Raw genomic sequence first — 20,859 nt, 5'->3', positions numbered from 1 at the left:
ACTAGTGCAATCAACCTATTCTGACTAAATCTAGCAAAAAAAACCTAGTCACCGAAATGACTAGGTTTTTTTAGATGACTGCAATTGAGCAAATTATGATTCAGTTGCAGTATTGGCTTTTTTCGGTGGACGACCACGTGGACGACGTGGACGAGCAGCCTGTTTCTCCGCTTTTTCAGCTTCGCTGGCTTCAGTGTCTTCTGTTGTTACTTCGGCCTGATCCTGGGCTTCTGTAACAGGAGCTTCTGATTCAGCATTTGCTTCAACTGGCGCAGCATCTCTAGGTTGAGCTTCAGTCACTGGAGCCGCTTCTGTAGGAGCTGTATCTACTGGTGCCGTCGTTTCAGTTGCTTGTTCAGCTGGCTGAGCATTTACGGTTTCTTCAATAGCGATTTCAGTGGTTACTGGAGTTTCAGTTGCCGCTGCTTCAGCAGACTCTGCTTGCGCTTCTGCTGCTACAGGTGCTTCTGGCGCAGTTTCAACTGCCGGAGCTGTTTCTACTTTGGCCTGTTGCTTGGCTTGTTGCAGGGCCTGTTCTGCAGCCTGTTTAGCCAGGCGGCGACGCTCACGTGGATCGTTTGCGACACGTTTGTCCGACACCGGTTTTGGTGGAGTCAGGTCCAGAACTGGAGCCGGCTCCGCTTCAACCTTGGCTACGGTTACTTGAACATCACGGGTAACCGGTTTTTTCTCTGCGGCAGGCGATGCTGCAGCCACCAGACTCGCGTTGTACTCTTTTGTGAACTTCTCTAGAGCACGGTTGAAGGTTGGCAATAAACCAAACTGTTCAATCAGTACGGAGCAGTCTTCACCATAAACATGGCGAATCAGGCTACCAATAGTGAACTGACCCAAAGTTGGTACTTGTGACGGAGTCAACTTTTGAACTGTAGCCTGTTGAGGCTGTCCTTCACGTTGCTGACGACGACGCTGACGCGGATCGTTGCTGGCACGAGGTTTTTCAGCACTTGATTCTTCCGCTGTCACAACTTCTTCAGCAGGTGCTGTCAGTGCAGCTTCCACCACATTTTCAGCAGCGGCTTCTTCAACTGGCGCATCTGCCGGTGCAGTAACTTCAACCGCTGGCGTTACAACTGCAGCATTGTCATTCAATGCCACGATTTCGCTTTTCGCCTGGTCAATATTCACGACCATGGCTGTTGGCATCACGTCTTGACGTGGTGCATCGACCAACTCAACACGAAGCTGTTTGTCATTGACTGCTGGCGCTTCAACGACTGCAGGTGCTGCTTGTTGAGCCTGCTCATTCAGCACGCTTGGATCGCGGTGGCGATTTGGACGTTCCTGACGTGGCTGGTTACGGCGGTCACGACGTGGCATTGCCTGTTGTGGCTGTTGCTCATTGTTTTGAACATCATTTTGCTGAGATGGCTCGTTGTGATGCTGACGGCGAGAATTACGCTTGTTTTCACGTGCTTCATGACGTTGCTCTTGACGAGATACCTGAGCCACTTCTTCATGCACCTGATGTTGCTGAGGAGCGGAAGCTTCGGACTGAACCTGCTCACGCGGTTCTTTGTGCTTCGGATTGCGTGGTTTTTTATTGTTATGACGCGGCGCTCTTTCATCACGCTCTGCCGGTTTTTCAGCATCACGTTCCTGTTTTTGCGCTACAGTCGATGGTGCAAGGTAGGCATTGCTGCTTGCCGGAGCAGCAGGTTGAGACACTTGCTGTGGCGCAGGTTGTGCCACTGGTGCAGACAATTGACCGAACTGACCACGGCTCACCGCACCGCCATTGATCATTTGTTCAATTGCTGCAGCTGCATTGTTGGCAGTACGCGATTGATCAACAGTCGCAGCCTGTTTTTGAACAAACAGGTTTTCTAACCAGGCACATGGGCTAGATGCAGGAGCAGCAACTTGTGCTTGGGCAGGAGCTTGTTGCGCAACAGGTACTTGCTGTGCATTTTGGTTTTGCTGGTTACGGCGTTTATTGTTTCTACCGTTGTTTTGCTGTTGAGCAGGCGCTGGTGCAGCAGCATGCGTATGTTGTTCTTCTTCTAAATGCCATTCAGATGACTCATAGCCCAACTCTTTTTCACTTGAACGTGTTGCTTCAGTACGTTCATAGCTGGTTGGTGCAAAGCCTTCGGCATTATAAGTGATTTCATAATGCGGTGTTTCTAGATGCGGGTGCGGCAACACAGTCACACGTACATTTGAAGTCTGTTCCAAATACACCAAGGTGTGACGTTTTTCATTCAATAAGAAGGCCGCAATTTCCACTGGAACTTCGACTTGAACTTCACCATGACGTTCGCGTAATGCAATCTCTTCCACTTTACGCATAATCGAAAGTGATAAAGAACGAAGATCACGAACCATGCCGGTACCATGGCAGCGTGGGCAAACGTAGCCAGTCGCTTCTTCAAGAGAAGGACGTAGACGTTGACGGCTCATTTCCATCAAACCAAAACGTGACAATTGACCGAACTGAATACGGGCACGGTCACTTTGCGTTGCTTCACGTAGCTTCGCTTCCACCATACGCTGGTTGCGGTCTTTGGTCATGTCGATGAAGTCGATCACCACCAGGCCACCGATATCGCGTAAACGTAATTGACGCGCGATTTCTTCTGCCGCTTCAATGTTGGTGTTTAACGCGGTGTCTTCAACGTCGCTACCGCGAGTCGATTTTGCTGAGTTAATGTCAATTGACACTAAAGCTTCAGTTTGGTCGATCACGATCGAACCGCCCGAAGGAAGTTTTACTTCACGTTCATAAGCGGTTTGAATTTGGCTTTCAATCGCGAAATGCGCGAATAAAGGTTCATTTAAGGTATAGGTTTTCAGCTTTTCTAACTGACGTGGCATTACCGCTTTTACGAAGTTGTAGGCTTCGTTATAGGCTTGTTCTGAGTCAATCAGGATTTCAGCAACATCATCACGCAGGTAGTCACGAATGGCACGTGTCACCACGCCCGCTTCCTGATGTACCAACATTGGCGATGGACCTGAACTTGCAGTGCTCTGGATTTGTGCCCAAAGGTCTAACAAGTGCTGTAAGTCGAGTTGCAATTCTTCTTGTGAACGGCCAATCCCGGCAGTACGCACAATCACACTCATACCACGTGGCACGTTCAGTGTTGCCAGCATTTCTTTCAGTTCTTCACGCACTGAACCGGAAATCTGACGGCTGATACCACCACCTTTCGGGTTGTTTGGCATTAATACCAAATAACGGCCAGCAAGTGAGATAAAAGTAGACAGGGCAGCGCCTTTATTGCCACGCTCTTCTTTTTCCACCTGAACCAGAAGTTCGGTACCTTCAGTGATCAGTTCACGGATATTTGAAGTTTGGCGAGGGTCGGCTTTGTAATATGAATTTGCGATTTCACGCATTGACAGGAAGCCTTGGCGACCTGCACCATATTCAACGAATACAGCTTCTAAAGAAGGTTCAACGCGAGTCACGTGACCTTTGTAGATATTGGATTTTTTTTGTTCACGGGTACGATTTTCTAAATCAAAATCGTAAAGACGCTGACCAGTGACAAGTGCAACGCGAATTTCTTCGGCATGTGTTGCATTAATCAACATACGTTTCATGGGTGTAACACCTTATAGTGATACACAGCAAAAAATCGCTATACACGTAGCGAACATCACACATCACGGATCAATGGCTCAAATCTGCAATGAATTTCATTGTGGTTTGAGTCTTTTATGACCGAGCTCTATTTAATATAGATGGGCTTCGGTTTTTGATTCACGTATTGATGATGGCAATACGGCTTCAATCTTTAAACGGATTAAAGTCACCTGAACGCTTCACTGGCGGACGAGCGGTGCATTGGATGTGTGTAACTTTCACTGTCACATTGCTCGAAGATCATCCCTTCTTTATAGAAAGTGTCTTGATACGGAATTGTCGTCGTATCTTTACAAACTGTGCAGATCCAATGCATCAACGCTGTAGCCTGAAGTCGTCTTCAGGTTGCGACTAATCTGATGTGTATCAGTTTACGTTTAAAAACCAACAAAGTTGGCGACATATTTTTTAAGACAAACTGATTTATGTACCTGAGGTACAATTAAACGCAACAGTTTGCTTTGTTTGCCGATATAATAAGCCTTCGGCGTGGCATAATTCTTTGGGGACCTTCCCGTATCATGTGAGTCTTTAATTGAACAATCAAGTTCAGAAAAATCTGAAATGATTCAACTTTTACTCACAAACGATGGTTTCCGTGCGCTGACTATATCAAACCTTGCATCATCTGCCTATGGGCTAAGCTTATGTTTCTTGTGTAAAGCATAACCTAAGTGATCAGTTTTTAATCAATTTTAGTATTTTTTGGGTCATAGTAACTGTATGAATTCTACGCAACAATGGCAAAACGTCACTTGGTTTGAAGTGGATGAACATCAAGATGGACAACGCATCGATAATTTCCTGTTTAGTCGTCTGAAAGGTGTGCCAAAAAGCCGTATCTATCGTCTGATTCGTGAAGGCCAGGTTCGCGTTAATAAAAAACGCATTAAAGCAGAAACCAAACTCGCAATCGGTGACCAGATTCGCGTTGCGCCGATTCGCTATGAACAAAAAGATGAATCTGCTGCACCTGTTTCTGACAAAGTGGCACAAGGCTTATTGGCCCGTGTGATTTATGAAGATGAAGGTTTGATGGTCGTGAATAAACCTTCCGGGATTGCTGTGCATGGTGGTAGCGGTGTGGCCTATGGCCTGATTGAGGGCTTGCGTGCCGCAACCGGTAAAAAGTATCTGGAACTGATTCACCGGATTGACCGTGATACTTCCGGTCTGGTGATGATTTCCAAAAAGCGTAGCGTGTTGAAAACATTACAAGATATGTTGCGTGAACATAAAATCAAAAAAACCTATGCGGCGATTGTGAAAGGCAATGTTGTGATCGATCGTCAACTGATTGATGCACCTTTACACCGTTATGAGCTGGCCAATGGTGAGCGTCGTGTATGCGTGTCACCGAAAGAAGGTAAAGAGTCTAAGACGCAGTGGAATGTGGCTGAGCGCTTTATGCATGCAACGCTTGTCTATGCATCGCCGCTTTCAGGCCGTACCCATCAGATTCGTGTACATGGTTTAAGTATTGGTCATCCTTTAATTGGCGATGAAAAATATGGTCATGAAACTGCATACAAAGGTCCGAAAGCCCGTCGTTTATGTTTGCATGCACTGCGTCTGGAAATTCCGGGTTATGAAACCATTGAAGCACCATTGCCTGAAGACATGCAAAGTCTGGTGGCACAGCTCCGTGCACAGAAGAAAGATAAAGAACCGGCTTTAACGGATCGGGACGAAGACTAAATGCTCTTCTCTTAAGTAGCGGGATTATTTGATGAATAGTCCCGTTATTCAAGAATGTAGATGAATAACTTTGACCTCTCCCTTGCGCTGCTCATCTCCTAAGGAGAGGGAATGTCACGATAGCAAATGAGAGGAATGAATTAAATTTTGTTAAACTTATCTCACCATATTTAGTTCGTTCCTTGAGCTTGAAAAATAATAGAAACTCCCTCGTCTTAGGAGATGAGAATCCTCAGAATATATTCTGAGTTCGCAAGGGAGAGGTCAATTTCAAGTGATTATTCACTCTGAATCAAATATTGGATTAATTCATGAACAAAACTTTAGAACTTGTTATTTTTGATTGGGATGGGACTTTATTTGATTCAGTTGGGCAGATTGTTCAAAGCCTACAATTTGCTGCCAAAGAATATCAACAACCCTTAACGGATGACGCTGCAAAAAGCATTATCGGTTTGGGGTTGCCTGAAGTTGCACAAGTCTTGTTTCCAGATGTACCTGAATTGCATGCTGATATTTTGCAATGCTATGCAACCCACTATGTTGAAAATTCGAAAGGTGATGCATGGTTTGAAGGGGTAGCTGAGATGCTGCAAACATTAAAAGCTGAAGGCATCAAACTTGCGGTGGCAACCGGAAAAAGCCGTAAAGGTTTGGACCGGGTATTAAGTCAAACCCAGAGTCATGAGCTTTTTGTTGTGACCCGTGCGGCAAGTGAAACCAAATCTAAACCTGATCCACTGATGCTCGCAGAAATTTTGTACATTACCGGTGTCAGTGCTGAAAATGCGATTATGGTCGGTGATACGTCCTATGACCTGGAAATGGCGCAGAATATTGCCATGCCACGTATTGGGGTAAGTTATGGGGTGCATACACCTGAAACGCTGGCTCAATACAAGCCAATTGCTATTGCTGAGGATGTTGCAAGTCTGCACCAGTTATTATTAAATCAGGTGAATTTGAAACAGGCAGTTTAATAGATCTCGGATGTTAAAAGGGTGATTTAAAATCGCCCTTTTTTTATACGTATTAAGTTCTAAATTGACTTACTGGATTCTAAATTTTTGCAGATCAGGTTTGTGGTTACCCCAACCGGTCCAGTAATTGACCACAGTGACGGTTTTATTTTCAATGCTCATGATTTTATAAAGATTATTACGCGGCGGTGAAATTTCATTGGGACGAATGACTTCAGTCATCATAAAAATCTCTGGTGTAATCCAGGTAATGCGCCATGCATCGGTATTGGAGTCGCCACGGCTACAGTCCATTTCATTTTGCCAGGCAGCAGCGGTCGCTTGAGGATTAAATTTAAGTCCGGCACAACTTGCGCCATTTAAAATGAGATACTTGTTTTTAAGTTGATTTTGATAACTTTGTGCAAAGCTTGTACTACATAAGGTGCTCAGTAAAGCCATCAATACCAGTGTTTTAATTTTCATTGCTAATATCTTAAGTCATTGTTTTTAATTATTTAAAAATATCATGTTGATTGAGCAATGCATATATCGTTTTTGCTCAAAATGTAAGGATCGTCTCATCTTTTAGTCGTAGGCATGATTGATTGTTAAAATGAATCACCTGCATTGCAGAGTTGATTACTCGGATATCATGAAATATCTATGCTAAGTGCTTTGTTTCACTTAAAAAATAGAATGCCATTTATAGCTAATAGCTATTGTAAAAAATAAAATAAGTATTGGCATAAAAACCGCATTTTTTAGATTCTAAATCAGTTTATACATATACACGTTTCTCAAGATGGACAGCACCCATTTGCTGATGGGTTTGATCATTTGCATAGATTTTTTCTGATTGTTCATTCCATTTCCATCGATCACGGTATAAGTCCAATTTTTTTTGCAGTTTAAGGAAACATTGATGTCGAATTCTGCTGTTGTTGAATCAGTCGCATTGGCACTTAGAGAAGCTGAGTTGTCACAAACTGCGATTGCACCGGTTCGCCCACAGTTGGGTGGTGAAAGTGCTGATGTAGATATTGCTTACGCAGTTCAAGAATTAAATACCCAACGTGCCTTAAGCGAAGGACGTCGTTTAGTTGGCCGCAAAATCGGTTTGACTTCAAAAGTTGTACAAGCTCAACTTGGTGTAGATCAGCCTGACTTCGGTATGCTGTTTGCAGACATGTCGTATGGTGATGGCGAAGCTATCCCGGCAGGTCTATTGATTCAGCCTAAAGTTGAAGCAGAAATCGCATTAATCATCAACAAAGATCTGACCAAAGAACATCATACCTATGCAGACATTATCAGTGCGACTGAATATGCCTTGCCAGCGGTAGAAGTGGTGGATAGCCGTATCGAAAACTGGAAAATTTCCTTGATTGATACCGTTGCCGATAACGCATCTTCTGCAGCTTTCGTTTTGGGTTCAAAACCTGTGAAACTTGAAAACTTGGATTTGGTGAACTGCAAAATGACCATGACCCGTGGTGATGAAGTGGTATCGACTGGTGTAGGTAAAGCCTGCCTTGCAAACCCGCTCAATGCTGCAGTTTGGTTGGCGGATGAGATGGTTCGTCGTGGTCGTCCGCTTCTTGTCGGTGACATCGTATTGACCGGTGCATTAGGTCCAATGGTGGTTGCACACCCGGGTGATGAATTCAAAGTTGAAATTGAAGGCTTTGGTTCAGTGACAGCAGCGTTTGCAGCTGAATAAGCATTGAGCTAAACACGGAATTTTTGAGAGTACAGATTCATGAAAAAGATTAAATGTGCATTGATCGGTCCTGGGAACATTGGGACTGACTTGCTTTACAAACTTCAACGTAGCGAATGGTTAGAGCCAGTTTGGATGGTTGGGATTGACCCAACCTCTGAAGGTTTGGCGCGTGCAGCGAAAATGGGTTTAAAAACCACTGCTGAGGGCGTAGACGGTTTATTGCCTCATGTTTTAGCAGACAATATTCAAATTGCTTTTGATGCAACGTCTGCATATGTACATGCTGAAAACAGCCGCAAGTTGAATGAACTTGGCGTACAGATGATTGACTTGACGCCTGCAGCGATTGGTCCATTCTGCGTACCACCGGTAAATCTTGAAGCTTTGCTTGAACAAGGTGACTTGCCGAACGTAAACATGGTGACATGTGGCGGTCAGGCAACCATTCCTATGGTGGCAGCGATTTCACGTGTTCAAGCTGTGAACTACGGTGAAATCATCGCAACGGTATCGACTAAATCGGTTGGTCCTGGTACACGTAAAAATATTGATGAATTTACACGTACCACTGCCGGTGCAATTGAGCAGGTGGGCGGCGCGAAACAAGGTAAAGCGATCATCATTATCAACCCTGCTGAGCCACCACTGATGATGCGTGACACTGTGCACTGCTTAGTTGAAGGTACGCCGGATCAGGCTGCCATCACAGCATCTGTGCATGCCATGATCAAGGAAGTTCAAAAATATGTACCAGGTTACAAACTTGTAAATGGTCCAGTATTTGACGGCAACCGTGTTTCAATGTTCTTGGAAGTGGAAGGTTTGGGTGATTACTTGCCTAAATATGCCGGTAACCTGGACATTATGACTGCAGCTGCTGCACGTACTGCAGAAATGTTTGCAGAACGTCTCATTGCTAACCAAGCAGCGCAAGCTGAAGCAGAAGCTTAAGGAGCAGACCATGTCAAAAATTATTATTAATGATATGACGTTACGTGATGGTATGCACCCAATGCGCCATCAAACTACACCAGAGCAAATGGTTGCGATTGCCACTGCACTTGATGATGCCGGTGTACCTTTAATAGAAGTAACACATGGTGACGGCCTAGGCGGTAACTCTGTGAACTACGGTTTTGCAGCTGCAACAGACGAAGAATATTTAACCGCGGTGATTCCAAAGCTTAAACAAGCCAAAGTATCTGCACTTTTAATTCCGGGTATTGGTACGGTTGACCATTTAAAAATGGCACATGATCTAGGTGTAGCAACGATTCGTGTTGCAACACACTCTACAGAAGCTGACGTTTCTGAACAGCATATTACTGCTGCGCGCAAACTGGGTATGGACACTGTGGGCTTCTTGATGATGGCACACATGGCAGCTCCAGAAAAACTTCTTGAAGAAGCAAACAAGATGGTGTCTTACGGTGCAAACTGTATCTATGTAACTGACTCTGCAGGTTACATGCTTCCTCAAGACGTGATCGACCGTGTGGGTCACTTACGTCAACACTTGGATCCAAGTATTGAGCTTGGTTTCCACGGTCACCATAACTTAGGCATGGGTGTATCGAATACTGTTGCTGCTGTTCAAGCAGGTGCAGTACGTGTTGACTTGGCATCTGCTGGTTTGGGTGCTGGCGCTGGTAACACGCCACTTGAATTATTCATCGCTGTGGCAAACCGTATGGGTATGGACACTGGCGTTGACCTGTTCAAAGTACAAGACGTTGCTGAAGATCTAGTGATTCCAATGATGCACAACCCGATTCGTGCAGACCGTGATGCGGCAACTTTAGGTTATGCGGGGGTTTACTCTTCATTCCTGTTATTTGCTAAACGCGCTGAAGCGAAATACGGCGTATCTGCGCGTGAAATCCTGATGGAACTTGGTCGCCGTGGTACGGTTGGTGGTCAGGAAGACATGATTGAAGACCTGGCATTAACCATGTCTAAAGCGCGTGAGTTACAAGCTTAATTTTTAATGCAATCGTATTAAAATAAGGCTAATAAAAAAGCATCCAAAGTGGATGCTTTTTTATTATGAAGTAGTTTTAATAATATATTAAAACTCTGATCTCAGATATTTTAGTTATAGTGTTATGTGAAGATTATTTTAGTTTAATTTTTTCCTTAAACATAAAAACGATAAATAAAAAATAGTGGCTCAATATTTTAAAAAAAATTGCGCTTATTAATAGAGAAAACAAAAAATAAATTAAATATCCGGTCAAATTTTTATTTTCTTTAATCGGTTTAAAATCTAAGAGATTGAGCGCTTAAATCTGGGCTTGGAATATGGAGAGCTAAAAGAGCAAAAGTTTAATACTGTGGTCGGATTTTTTATTTAAACCGACTTGCGCATGATGGCGGCATGGATTTTATCAGCTGAATGGGGAACTCATCATGCGTCGTCACAATTTATGGATTGCAATGCTTGCTGCGACAGCAACTTTAGGGACAACTGCAACGAATGCAGACTTTATTGACGACAGCAATGTTCAACTCAAATTTAAAAACTTTTATCTAGACCGTCAGTATCAAGATGACTATTCATCACGTAATTGGGGTTCTTGGTCCCAAGGGGTGACTCTGGATGCCAAATCGGGTTATCACGATATCGGTGGTGGTGTGCAGATCGGTGCTGATGTACTGGTGCAACATGCAGTCAAACTCAATGGCCGTGATAAAAATCCAGACTGGGTTTTACCGCATGATGGCGAAGAATCAAAAGATCATTTCGGTAAAGTCGGCGCGACCTTAAAAGCCAAAGTGTCACAAACTGAACTGAAAGTCGGTGAGTTATTGCCCGTATCTCCAGTCTTGGTATTCGATCCATCCCGTCAGTTATTAACGACTTATAGTGGCGCTTGGTTAGAGTCTAAAGACCTTAAGGATACCAAGTTAACTCTGGCGTATATTGATGGTATTAACAACCGTTATGACAACCAGTTCCGTGACTTAACTAAATTTGCTCCACCAAGTTTCTATGATACGGGTGCTGAAGCTGATGGCATGTGGATTGCGGGTGTAGACCACCAGCTTACTAAAGAAGTAGGGGCGAGCTACTGGTATGCCGATGTTCAAGACATTTACCAACAGCATTATCTGGGTGTGAATTACAAAACTGCGCTCGGTGAAAAAACCAAATTAGATAGCCACATTCGTTACTTCGATAACTCGGAGTCAGGTGACAAGCTGTATGGTGAGATCGATAACCAGGCATTATCTGTCGCTGCAAAAGTGAATCATGGTGCACATAGCGTAGGTGTGGGTTACCAGCAAATGTTTGGTAATAGCCCATTCCCGACATTGGGTGGCTGGGTGCCACAGCCTTATCTGGCGAACTGGGGGGTAGCGACCTTTACCGCGCCTGAAGAAAAGTCATGGAATGTTGCTTATGGCTATGATTTCTCTGAAATGGGTGCAAAAGGCTTAAATGTAACAGCCGTATATTTCAAAGGTTATGATCAGAAAGGGACGGGGGCATATCAAGGTCAAAACTTCAATACGGATGAAGTGAATGCCATCGTGAACTACACTGTGCCAGAAGGGAAATTAAAAGGTTTGGGTGTACAGGCGATGTATATTGATGTGAATTTTGCCAATCCAGCAAAACCAGACCTGCAAGAATACCGTGTCGCAACTACTTATACCCATAAATTCTAATACCCGTATATTTTAAAAGCAGTCAGTCTTCTGGCTGCTTTTTGGTTTAAGAATGCAGTTAAAGCCTTAGTTTATGTAGGGTTTAATTTATAAATTAATAAATAAAACAAACACTTAAATTATATCTATTTTGTAGGGTGCAATCGTAATTTTGTATCAGTTTGCTGCAGCTGAGCGGTTAATATAAGGGTGTACACAAGTCATTTTAATGAGTCAACTTGACGTCGAATTCTTGAAAATAGAGGGACACGCAAGCGAAAGACTGTAAGAGGAAGCAATATGAGCACTGTTCAAATCCCTGACTATCAAACAGATCCATTCTTTGGCTTAGAAGACAAATGGATTGAAACCGCTGAAGGCGAGTTGACCCATTACCACGAAATTGGTGAAGGTACGCCTATTCTATTTTTACACGGTTCAGGTACAGGTGTATCGGCTGCGGCAAACTGGTGGTTAAACCTGCCACAAATTGGTGAGCAGGCACGTTGTATCGCGATTGATACCATTGGTTATGGCCAAACTGTAGTTGCACCGGGTACTGAATATGGTATCCGTGCCTGGGTAGATCATGCGATCCGTACGCTAGACGCTTTGGGTATCGAAAAAACCTGGTTGGTCGGCAACTCTCTGGGTGGCTGGTTAGCATTCCAGATGGCACTGGATTATCCAGATCGCATTTTGGGTATCGTGTCTATGGGTACGGGCGGTGCAAAACAGACTGCTGCACTCAAAGCTCATGCAAACCCAGTTCTTACAGAAGAAGGAATCAAGAAAACCCTTTCTATGTTTGTCGTGAACAAAGACCTGATTACAGATGAACTGGTAAAAGTACGTTTTGCTTCTGCTGCAAATGACTATGCATCAAATCGTTTAATGGATGTGGTTGGCGCACGTGACCGTGACCGTTTCGAGTTCCCATTAGATTTCGAAAAAATGAAAGACATTACTGTGCCTGTATTGCTGATTCATGGTACGCAAGACGTGGTGATTCCGGTTTCTCGTAGTTGGGACATCCTGAACATCGTACCAAATGCTGATGCACATATCTTCAGCCAATGCGGTCACTGGTCTCAAGTTGAAAAAGCAGACGAATTCAACACTGTGATCAAAAACTACCTGGCTGTACACGGCGTAAAATAAGCTGAATGTAGTTTTAAAAAAAGGATGGCTTCGGTCATCCTTTTTTATATCGGAAATATTTAAGGCAGAGTGCTTAAGTGAGTTTGATTCTCATTTATTTGGATAAATCTAAAAATCTAATAATTTTTATAGGTTTGAGCTATTTAAACTGAGAAAAATCCGAATGAAACTTTATTAGACTTAAGTGGTAAATGCAGCACATTTAGAGCTAAAAATACACAATTTTGGTCGAGGTCAAGTGACAAATTTAAACGCTAGAAATAGATTCTTTATCAAAGAATGGAATTAAAAATGAATTCTTAAGCATAAAATAATAAAACAAAAAAAGCACATGCCTGTCAAAAGTTGAATGGCATGTGCTTAATGCAGGAAAGGAATAGAATTAATTTTGTTCGCTACGGTTAATATCCAGATAGAACACACGAGTCAAAAGCTCAAGAAATTTGCTCACGACATAGGATTTGTTGTTTTTATGGTAGCTGACATACAGGTCTAAATAGGGCAACTCCACGTCCAGCGGACGAATCACGGTATTATCCATGGTTAGTGGTGCAATATAGCCAGGCAAAATGGTACAGCCTAGGCCCATTCCGATCGAGTTGATATTAAATAAAATATTATCGGCCTTTTGCACGATATTGAGTTCAATGCCGTTGGCTTTGGCAAAGTCCAGAATAGCCTGGTTCAGGGTCAAGGACTGCTCTGCTGATGGAATAATAAAATCAATACCATTCAATGCTTTAACAGGAATTCTTTCGTATTTTGCTAAGGGGTGATCTTTAGGCAGGAGAAAAATCAGCGGTTCACGAATCACGAACTGGCTTTCAATTTCATCACTATTGAAATTATGACGGGTAAATGTCAGATCTAGATCACCTTTTTTTAACAAACGCATCTGCTCATTGTTGTTCAGGCTGAGCAGTTCAATTTTTAAATCTGGGTTCTGTACACGTAGATTTGGCAAGATATAGGGGAAGATTTTCATCTCGGCTACCGGTACAAAACCGATACGGAGCATTTGCTGTTTGGCCTGTGACACCTGACGTGCCATGGCAACGGCTTTGTCCGCCTGTGCAAGGGTGAGACGGGCCTGTTCCAGGAATACGGCGCCTTCTTCGGTCAGCTCTACTTTACGTTTGGTCCGGTTGAGTAGCTTTACCCCGACATCTTCTTCCAGGTCTTTGATTTGCTGGCTAAGTGAGGGTTGAGCCGTATAAAGTTTAAGTGCTGCCTTACTAAAATTGAGCTCTTCAGCAACGGTGATAAAGTAGCGAAGGTGTCGTAATTCCATGTCATCAACCCAAAGAGTAATCCAAAAAATGTCTTACTATAATTTCCTCAAAGTATAATCTATAAACAACTATGTCGTGAAGATTATTTTCCCATTCATAAACTAAATGCTCTGGCGGGATTAATAGATGATTTAATATAAAAATTCACGTGCTTAATAATTGCTTTAAGCTCTTAATTGAAACAAAAAAAATATTTCCCGAAAAACGCTGTCAAATCCATCATCGTTGAAAAGTTGAGTCTATTACTTTGTGCCAAAGATAGGTCACAGGAGAGCTTTTCATGAGTGGAAAAATTGATGTGCGCGAAATCGATGCTTTAGTCGATGCACAAAATGGACGTATTACGCCATCTATTTATACAGATCCTGACATTTACGAATTAGAACTCGAACGTGTTTTCGGTCGTACTTGGTTATTCCTTTGCCATGAAAGCCAAATTCCTAAGGCTGGTGATTTCTTCAATACCTACATGGGTGAAGATCCAATCATTGTGGCACGTCAAAAAGACGGCTCAATCAAAGCATTTTTAAACCAGTGCCGTCACCGTTCTATGCGTGTGAGCTTCGCTGACTGTGGTAATACCCGTGCATTTACTTGCCCGTACCACGGCTGGTCATATGGCATTGACGGTTCTTTAAAAGATATCCCGCTTGAAGATCGTGCTTACCCGCATGGTGCATGTAAAGAGCAATGGGGTCTGGTTGAAGTGAATCGTGTGAAGTCTTACAAAGGCTTGGTATTCGCTTGTTGGGATGAAACCACACCTGACTTAATCGACTACATGGGCGATATCGCTTGGTATTTAGATGGCGTTGTTGACCGTCGTCCAGGTGGTACTGAAATCATTGGTGGTGTACACAAGTGGGAAATCGAGTGTAACTGGAAATTTGCAGCGGAACAGTTTGCATCTGACCAATATCACGCCTTGTTCTCTCACGCTTCTGCGATCCAAGTATTGGGCGCGAAACCAGACGACGAATCTTCTAAAAAATTAGGTGCTGCGCAAACTGCTCGTCCAGTTTGGGAAACTGCCAAAGACGCGATCCAGTACGGTTCACGTGGTCACGGTTCAGGCTTTTTCTTCACAGAGAAACCAGACGCAAACGTATGGGTTGACGGTGAAGTTGCCAACTACTTCCGTGAAACTTATGACGAAGTTAAAGAGCGCCTAGGCGAGACTCGTGCATTGCGTCTTGCAGGTCACAACACCATGTTCCCAACTTTGTCTTGGTTGAACGGTACTGCAACACTTCGCGTATGGCACCCACGTGGTCCAAACAAAACTGAAGTGTGGGCATTCTGTATTGCTGATGCTGAAGCATCTCAAGAAGTGAAAGAAGCATTTGAACGTTCTGCAACGCGTGCCTTTGGTCCAGCCGGTTTCCTGGAGCAAGATGACTCTGAAAACTGGATCGAGATCCAAAAAGTTTTACGTGGTTATAAAGCGCGTCAAAACAAACTCATTATGGAAATGGGTAAAGGCAACGAAAAAGTACGTGAAGATGGTATCCCGGGTATCACCAACTACATTTTCTCTGAAACTGCAGCACGTGGTATGTACCGCCGCTGGGCAGATTTATTGATCCATGAAAAATGGGAAGACGTGGAAAAAGCAGCTGACGAATATGAGAAGGAGCTTATGAAATGAGTCAAATCAGCTTAGAACTTCATCACCAAATTAGTCAGTTCCTGTATCGCGAAGCAAAATTGCTAGACGATTGGAAATTCCGCGAGTGGTTAGACACGTTAGCTGAAGATATTTCTTACACGCTACGTACCACACCAAACGCACAAACCCGTGACCGTCGTCGTTCAGTTGAACCACCTACCACTTGGGTGTTCAACGATTCGAAAGACCTTTTAGAGCGTCGTGTAGCGCGTCTGGAAACCGGTATGGCTTGGGCTGAAGAGCCTCCATCACGTACCACCCACATGGTGAGCAACGTGATCGTAGAGCCAACTGAAGTTGAAGGCGAATACGACGTGTACGTAACCTATTTGCTATATCGTACGCAAAAAGAGAAAGACATTGTCATTTACTGCGGTAAACGCCATGACAAGATCCGTAAAGTTGAAGGCGGCCTCGGCTTCCAGATCTTCAACCGTAAGATCACGCTTGATCAAGCGACATATAGCTCACATAACCTGAGTGTGTTCTTCTAATGAATAAGATTTTTGTTTGCCAAGTTGACGAATTAGACGAAGGCGAAGCGTTAAAAGTAGATTGTGGCGTAAACGGTATCGAAGCGCTGGCTGTATTTAACAATGGCGGTGGTGAATTTTTCGCCATGAACGACCGTTGTTCACATGGTAATGCGTCTATGTCTGAAGGTTATCTTGAAGACAACGGTACAGTGGAATGCCCGCTTCATGCTGCCCGTTTCTGTTTGAAAACCGGTGAAGCACTTTGCTTGCCGGCAACTGATCCAATTCAAACATTCCCGGTGGTGGTTGAAGACGGCGCATTATATGTAGAGATGGCAGGAGAGTAATCATGGGTTGGCTACAAGGCGAAGTTGCACTGATCACGGGTGGTGGTTCGGGTTTAGGTTGGGCTTTGGTTGAGCGTTTCCTGGAAGAAGGTGCACAAGTCGCTGTTCTTCAACGTTCAAAAGCGAAAGTGGATGCCTTGAACGAACACTTCGGTGATAAAGTTCTTGCGATTGAAGGTGATGTAGCCAGCTATGCAGACAATGTCCGTGCTGTTCAAGCCACCGTTGAGCGTTTTGGTAAGCTGGACTGTTTCGTGGGTAATGCCGGTATCTGGGATCACTATGCCGATATCGTCAATACTTCAGGTGAGCAGCTGGAAAAAGCCTTTGATGAGATTATGGGGATTAATACCAAATCTCTGATCTTGGGTGCCAAAGCTGCACTTGATGAGCTCGTGAAATCTGAAGGTTCGATCATTTTTACACTGTCAAATTCTGCACTTTATTCTGCAGGTGGCGGTCCAGTTTACACAGCATCGAAACATGCCGGTGTAGGCATTATGAAAGAACTGGCTTACGAACTAGCGCCTAAAGTCCGAGTTAATGCCGTTGCGCCATCAGGTATGAATGTGAACATCAAAGGTGCTGCATCTTTGGGTCAGGAAAATCTTGGCCTGCTCGATGCACGTGATCCTGAGAAAATCGCCCGTGGCATGCCACTGAATTTCTTGCCTGAGCCGGAAGATATGACTGGTTCATATGTGCTCTTGGCATCTCGTCAAAATAACCGTCCTTTGACTGGTGTTCTGATCAATGCAGAATGCGGTCTGGGTATTCGTGGCCTACGTCAGCCACGTGCAGGTTTCTTTGACGAATAAACATCTAGTCTCATTCAAATGGACTTACCGGCAGCCTCTTCTCTCAGGGCTGCTTTCCTTCTAGGAGTCTCTCATGGCCGTTAAACTTATTTGTGCATCGCACAGTCCTTTAATGGAATTTGCTTCACCTCAAGATCAATCAAAAAAGCAAAAAGTTCGTGCTGCTTTTGAAAAACTCTCTGCTGAAGTAAAAGCTTACGACCCAACCCTGATCATCACTTTTGGTCCAGATCATTTTAATGGTTTCTTCTATGACCTGATGCCAAGTTTCTGCGTCGGTATTCGTGCCAAAGCTGCAGGTGACTGGGATTATGGTAAAGACAATGACCATATTGATGTACCTGAAGACAAGGCATTAGATCTGGTTCGACGTGTACTGGATGAAGGCGTGGATGTTGCCTACTCATACCGTATGCAGGCCGACCATGGCGTGACTCAGCCCTTACATTTCCTGTGTGAAGGCAAACTTGATCGTTATCCAACGATTCCAATTTTTATTAATGGCGCTGCAGCACCGATGCCAACCACCAAACGTACTATTGCTTTGGGCCGTGCTGTGGGTCAATACATCAAGTCTTTAAACCTTGAAAACGAGCGTGTGCTTGTTTTAGGTACCGGTGGTCTGTCACATGATCCACCTACACCACAAATGGGTGCAGTACCACCAGAAGTGGAAGAGTTCCTGATTGCAGGTCGTTATCCAACGCCTGAAGCACGTCATGCACGTCAATCCAAGATTATTGCAGTGGGTCAAAAGCTGGCAGCAGGAGATACGTCAGTTGCCGTGCCTTTGAATGCTGAATGGGATATTGCCCTGCTAGAAACCTTCAAGCATGCTGATTTTGCAACATTAGAAGCGATGACTGAAGCTGAAATCCGCCATGATGGTGGTCGTGGTGGTCAGGAAGTCCGTTCTTGGATGGCTGCCTTCGCTGCCTTAAGCGAAATGGGTGAGTATGAAATGACCACACATTGCTATGAAGACATCAGCGAATGGATTGCCGGCTTCGGTATCGTATCTGCAGAGTTAAAAGGTTAAGAAAATGAGCAACGTAAACAACATCGTGATCGTGGGTGCTGGCCAGGCAGGTGCGAGCGCAATTTTAGAACTTCGTGGCAACAAGTATGAAGGCAAAATCACTTTAATTGGTGATGAAAGCCATCTTCCTTATGAGCGTCCACCGTTGTCTAAAGATGTGATTCTAAAACCTAAAGAGACCAAGATCGAAATCCTGTCAGAACAGAAACTGGCAGATTTAGGGGTGGAAACAATTCGCGGTAATGGCGTGATGAAAATCAATGCCGAGGCGAAAACGGTTGAACTCCTGAACGGTGATGTTGTTGCTTACGACAAACTCTTGCTTGCAACAGGTGGCGCCGCGCGCCGTTTGCCTAATTTCGATGCTTTGGGCAAACACGTTTATACCCTGCGTAACCTGGAAGATTCACAAGCGCTGGTGCCTGTGCTTCAAGCCGGTCGCCGTATCATCCTGATTGGTGGTGGCGTGATTGGTCTTGAGCTGGCATCTTCAGCACGTTACAAAGACTGTCAGGTGACTGTGATCGAAATGGGTCCAATGGTCATGGGCCGTTGTTCACCACAAATCCTGAGCGAATTCCTGCTGGAACAGCATCGTCAAAACCAGGTTGATGTGCGTCTTGAAACCAAGATTGCAGATTGCCGTTTAGATGGTGAAGAAGTCGTGGTAACGCTGGAAGGCGGTGAAGAACTGCGTGCTGATGCTGTAGTTTATGGAATCGGAATCGTGCCAAATGCACAGCTTGCGCTAGATGCAGGTCTGGATGTTGATGTTGCGATCAAAGTGAATGAACACTGCCAAACCTCGAATGCTGATATTTATGCAGCGGGCGATGTTGCGACCCAGTTACGTGACTGTGGCAATCACCGCCGTGTGGAAACCTGGGAAAATGCCAACCTTCAGGCAGGCATCTTCGCGCGTCACGTGATGGGTGTGGAACATCCGAAAGCCAATCCGGCCTGGTTCTGGACGGATCAGCTGAATATCAACTTCCAGTTTGTCGGCGATATGGCCGCAGCTGAATGGCATATCCGTGGTGAAATGGATGCAGCCAAAGGTGCAGACAATTCATTCGTGATGTACGGTGTGACTGATGGTCAGATCGTTGGCGGGATTACCGTGAATGCAGCCAAAGAAATGCGTCATTTGAAAAAAATGATCAGCAAAAATACGGCGTTTGATGTTGAAAAACATTTAGATATCGCGCAAGACTTACGCAAAATTGCTTAAGTCGTATTGAGATATCTTGGGACAGACCTATGTTTTGCATAGGTCTGTTTTTTATGCACGAAACTTGATGAATTTATCAAAAATTAAAACTTCATCTCAGCATGAATTCGCTATACGCTATTTTTGAAGTTGCTGATCCAGAACTTCTTGGCCTCGTTTAGGAGACTTATGAGTTCTTCATCTTCATTGCCGGTCACGGCAAGTATTTACGCTTTATTGGTGCTGATCTGGGCGGCAACGCCACTGGCGATTGTCTGGAGCGTGGCCGAGATTCACCCGATGTGGGTGCTGATCATTCGCTATTTTGGTGCCTCGATTATTGCGTTGTTCCTGCTGAAGATCATGCGCGACCCGCTGCCTTTTGACCGCACTTCAATGAAAAGTTATCTGGCAGGCAGTTTGAATTTAATCGGTGCGCAGCTGTTTATTTATCTGGCGGCCAATTATCTGACCTCAGGTTTGATGGCGCTAATTTTTGGTTTTTCACCGCTGATCGCCGGTTTAATCGGTCATGTGATTTTAAAAACCCATAAACTGATCTGGCTGCAATGGCTCGGCATGGCAGTGGCCGTCGCCGGTTTATGTTTTGTTTTTGCCGACTCGGCAGACAGCAAGATTAATCCTTGGGGTGTGGTACTGATGCTGATCAGTATGGTGTCTTATATCAGCTCGATCTTCTGGGTTAAACAGATTAGTGCACCCTTGAGTCCGATGTCGCAAGCGACGGGGTCATTGCTGGTCTCCGCGGCTGGTTCAGTCATTTTAGTGCCGTTTATCTGGCAACATATGCCGACTCAGTTGCCTAGCACACAGGCAATGATCGGTTTTGTATTTACCATGATCATGTCCTCGATTGTGGCGATGCTGTGCTATTTCTGGCTGATTCGCCGTCTAAATGCTTCGACTGTCTCATTGAGTAATGTGATGACGCCGGTGATTGCTCTGGTATTGGGAGCAACCTTAAATCATGAAATTATCAGCAGTCATGCTTTTGCGGGAATTGCTGTGGTGATGTTCGGGATCATCATGTATTTCTGGAAAGAGTGGCGCGAACAGTATTTTTCCAAGCATTAAAACTGTAAAAACCAAAAGGGCGAAAGCCCTTTTATTATTTGAGTAGAGAGTAAAGTGATTCAACAACGTGGGAGATCACGACTAAGCAACAATTTGTAAAAC

17 protein-coding genes are annotated in these 20,859 nt (G+C 44.4%); 14 read left to right on the top strand and 3 right to left on the bottom strand.

Annotated elements, in window-relative coordinates; translation table 11 throughout:
* Positions 1 to 93 precede the first annotated feature (93 nt).
* Complete coding sequence (locus FTT86_RS07560; protein WP_180180922.1) at positions 94 to 3,573, bottom strand: Rne/Rng family ribonuclease; 3,480 nt, start codon at positions 3,571 to 3,573, stop codon at positions 94 to 96.
* Positions 3,574 to 4,339: 766 nt separating this feature from the next.
* On the opposite strand from FTT86_RS07560, the gene FTT86_RS07555 reads away from it, so the two are divergent.
* Positions 4,340 to 5,314, top strand: coding sequence for an RluA family pseudouridine synthase (locus FTT86_RS07555; protein ID WP_005261693.1), 975 nt, complete (start codon positions 4,340 to 4,342; stop codon positions 5,312 to 5,314).
* Positions 5,315 to 5,625: 311 nt separating this feature from the next.
* Complete coding sequence (locus FTT86_RS07550; RefSeq protein ID WP_005261695.1) at positions 5,626 to 6,294, top strand: HAD-IA family hydrolase; 669 nt, start codon at positions 5,626 to 5,628, stop codon at positions 6,292 to 6,294.
* Positions 6,295 to 6,363: 69 nt separating this feature from the next.
* On the opposite strand, the gene FTT86_RS07545 is transcribed toward FTT86_RS07550, so the two are convergent.
* A complete protein-coding gene (locus FTT86_RS07545; RefSeq protein ID WP_005261697.1) occupies positions 6,364 to 6,759 on the bottom strand; it encodes a hypothetical protein in 396 nt (131 codons plus the stop codon).
* A 439-nt stretch (positions 6,760 to 7,198) separates the two neighbouring features.
* Here FTT86_RS07545 and FTT86_RS07540 point away from each other — a divergent pair, with 439 nt between their 5' ends.
* From FTT86_RS07540 to FTT86_RS07520, 5 genes are all read left to right on the top strand, one after another.
* Positions 7,199 to 7,996, top strand: coding sequence for a fumarylacetoacetate hydrolase family protein (locus tag FTT86_RS07540; RefSeq protein WP_180180921.1), 798 nt, complete (start codon positions 7,199 to 7,201; stop codon positions 7,994 to 7,996).
* 39 nt (positions 7,997 to 8,035) lie between these two features.
* Positions 8,036 to 8,950, top strand: coding sequence for an acetaldehyde dehydrogenase (acetylating) (locus FTT86_RS07535; protein ID WP_005261700.1), 915 nt, complete (start codon positions 8,036 to 8,038; stop codon positions 8,948 to 8,950).
* A gap of 10 nt (positions 8,951 to 8,960) precedes the next feature.
* Positions 8,961 to 9,980 (top strand): 4-hydroxy-2-oxovalerate aldolase, encoded by a 1,020-nt coding sequence (dmpG, locus tag FTT86_RS07530; RefSeq protein ID WP_180087216.1) that lies wholly within the window; start codon positions 8,961 to 8,963, stop codon positions 9,978 to 9,980.
* Between the two features lie 428 nt (positions 9,981 to 10,408).
* Entirely contained in the window at positions 10,409 to 11,671 is a 1,263-nt protein-coding gene (locus FTT86_RS07525; RefSeq protein ID WP_180180920.1) for an OprD family outer membrane porin, read from the top strand.
* A 279-nt stretch (positions 11,672 to 11,950) separates the two neighbouring features.
* The gene (locus FTT86_RS07520) at positions 11,951 to 12,811 is read left to right on the top strand and encodes an alpha/beta fold hydrolase (RefSeq protein ID WP_180087218.1); all 861 of its coding nucleotides are present in this window, start codon (positions 11,951 to 11,953) and stop codon (positions 12,809 to 12,811) included.
* Positions 12,812 to 13,193: 382 nt separating this feature from the next.
* Here the strand turns inward: FTT86_RS07520 and hcaR are convergent, their stop codons facing one another.
* Positions 13,194 to 14,102, bottom strand: a complete 909-nt coding sequence (gene hcaR / locus FTT86_RS07515; RefSeq protein WP_044111817.1) for a DNA-binding transcriptional regulator HcaR — start codon at positions 14,100 to 14,102, stop codon at positions 13,194 to 13,196.
* A 281-nt stretch (positions 14,103 to 14,383) separates the two neighbouring features.
* On the opposite strand from hcaR, the gene hcaE reads away from it, so the two are divergent.
* The 7 genes from hcaE (at position 14,384) to FTT86_RS07480 (ending at position 20,757) form a co-directional block, all read left to right on the top strand.
* Positions 14,384 to 15,751, top strand: a complete 1,368-nt coding sequence (hcaE, locus tag FTT86_RS07510; RefSeq protein ID WP_180180919.1) for a 3-phenylpropionate/cinnamic acid dioxygenase subunit alpha — start codon at positions 14,384 to 14,386, stop codon at positions 15,749 to 15,751.
* Positions 15,748 to 16,266, top strand: coding sequence for a 3-phenylpropionate/cinnamic acid dioxygenase subunit beta (gene hcaF / locus FTT86_RS07505; RefSeq protein ID WP_004647365.1), 519 nt, complete (start codon positions 15,748 to 15,750; stop codon positions 16,264 to 16,266). The genes hcaE and hcaF overlap by 4 nt, the downstream gene beginning before the upstream one ends.
* On the top strand, positions 16,266 to 16,595 hold the full coding sequence (gene hcaC, locus FTT86_RS07500) for a 3-phenylpropionate/cinnamic acid dioxygenase ferredoxin subunit (RefSeq protein WP_085064250.1): 330 nt from the start codon (positions 16,266 to 16,268) through the stop codon (positions 16,593 to 16,595). The genes hcaF and hcaC overlap by 1 nt, the downstream gene beginning before the upstream one ends.
* A gap of 2 nt (positions 16,596 to 16,597) precedes the next feature.
* Entirely contained in the window at positions 16,598 to 17,413 is an 816-nt protein-coding gene (hcaB, locus tag FTT86_RS07495) for a 3-phenylpropionate-dihydrodiol/cinnamic acid-dihydrodiol dehydrogenase (RefSeq protein WP_085064249.1), read from the top strand.
* A 73-nt stretch (positions 17,414 to 17,486) separates the two neighbouring features.
* On the top strand, positions 17,487 to 18,452 hold the full coding sequence (locus tag FTT86_RS07490; RefSeq protein WP_085064248.1) for a 3-carboxyethylcatechol 2,3-dioxygenase: 966 nt from the start codon (positions 17,487 to 17,489) through the stop codon (positions 18,450 to 18,452).
* A 4-nt stretch (positions 18,453 to 18,456) separates the two neighbouring features.
* A complete protein-coding gene (gene hcaD, locus FTT86_RS07485) occupies positions 18,457 to 19,683 on the top strand; it encodes a 3-phenylpropionate/cinnamic acid dioxygenase ferredoxin--NAD(+) reductase subunit (protein WP_085064247.1) in 1,227 nt (408 codons plus the stop codon).
* A gap of 168 nt (positions 19,684 to 19,851) precedes the next feature.
* Positions 19,852 to 20,757 (top strand): DMT family transporter, encoded by a 906-nt coding sequence (locus FTT86_RS07480; protein ID WP_148334732.1) that lies wholly within the window; start codon positions 19,852 to 19,854, stop codon positions 20,755 to 20,757.
* Positions 20,758 to 20,859: the final 102 nt, after the last annotated feature.

Origin of the sequence: Acinetobacter sp. YH01021 (genome assembly GCF_013420255.1) — a bacterium.
GTDB lineage: Bacteria > Pseudomonadota > Gammaproteobacteria > Pseudomonadales > Moraxellaceae > Acinetobacter.
This window is presented reverse-complemented; position numbering and strand designations above follow the sequence as displayed.

Excerpts from the sequence above, each read along its gene's own strand:
- hcaF (WP_004647365.1), top strand. The coding sequence starts at position 15,748 with ATGAGTCAAATCAGCTTAGAACTTCATCACCAAATTAGTCAGTTCCTG.
- hcaC (WP_085064250.1), top strand. The coding sequence starts at position 16,266 with ATGAATAAGATTTTTGTTTGCCAAGTTGACGAATTAGACGAAGGCGAA.
- hcaD (WP_085064247.1), top strand. The coding sequence starts at position 18,457 with ATGAGCAACGTAAACAACATCGTGATCGTGGGTGCTGGCCAGGCAGGT.
- FTT86_RS07545 (WP_005261697.1), bottom strand. The coding sequence starts at position 6,759 with ATGAAAATTAAAACACTGGTATTGATGGCTTTACTGAGCACCTTATGT.
- FTT86_RS07490 (WP_085064248.1), top strand. The coding sequence starts at position 17,487 with ATGGCCGTTAAACTTATTTGTGCATCGCACAGTCCTTTAATGGAATTT.
- FTT86_RS07525 (WP_180180920.1), top strand. The coding sequence starts at position 10,409 with ATGCGTCGTCACAATTTATGGATTGCAATGCTTGCTGCGACAGCAACT.
- dmpG (WP_180087216.1), top strand. The coding sequence starts at position 8,961 with ATGTCAAAAATTATTATTAATGATATGACGTTACGTGATGGTATGCAC.
- FTT86_RS07560 (WP_180180922.1), bottom strand. The coding sequence starts at position 3,573 with ATGAAACGTATGTTGATTAATGCAACACATGCCGAAGAAATTCGCGTT.
- hcaB (WP_085064249.1), top strand. The coding sequence starts at position 16,598 with ATGGGTTGGCTACAAGGCGAAGTTGCACTGATCACGGGTGGTGGTTCG.
- FTT86_RS07540 (WP_180180921.1), top strand. The coding sequence starts at position 7,199 with ATGTCGAATTCTGCTGTTGTTGAATCAGTCGCATTGGCACTTAGAGAA.
- FTT86_RS07520 (WP_180087218.1), top strand. The coding sequence starts at position 11,951 with ATGAGCACTGTTCAAATCCCTGACTATCAAACAGATCCATTCTTTGGC.
- FTT86_RS07535 (WP_005261700.1), top strand. The coding sequence starts at position 8,036 with ATGAAAAAGATTAAATGTGCATTGATCGGTCCTGGGAACATTGGGACT.
- FTT86_RS07550 (WP_005261695.1), top strand. The coding sequence starts at position 5,626 with ATGAACAAAACTTTAGAACTTGTTATTTTTGATTGGGATGGGACTTTA.
- FTT86_RS07555 (WP_005261693.1), top strand. The coding sequence starts at position 4,340 with ATGAATTCTACGCAACAATGGCAAAACGTCACTTGGTTTGAAGTGGAT.
- hcaE (WP_180180919.1), top strand. The coding sequence starts at position 14,384 with ATGAGTGGAAAAATTGATGTGCGCGAAATCGATGCTTTAGTCGATGCA.
- FTT86_RS07480 (WP_148334732.1), top strand. The coding sequence starts at position 19,852 with ATGAGTTCTTCATCTTCATTGCCGGTCACGGCAAGTATTTACGCTTTA.
- hcaR (WP_044111817.1), bottom strand. The coding sequence starts at position 14,102 with ATGGAATTACGACACCTTCGCTACTTTATCACCGTTGCTGAAGAGCTC.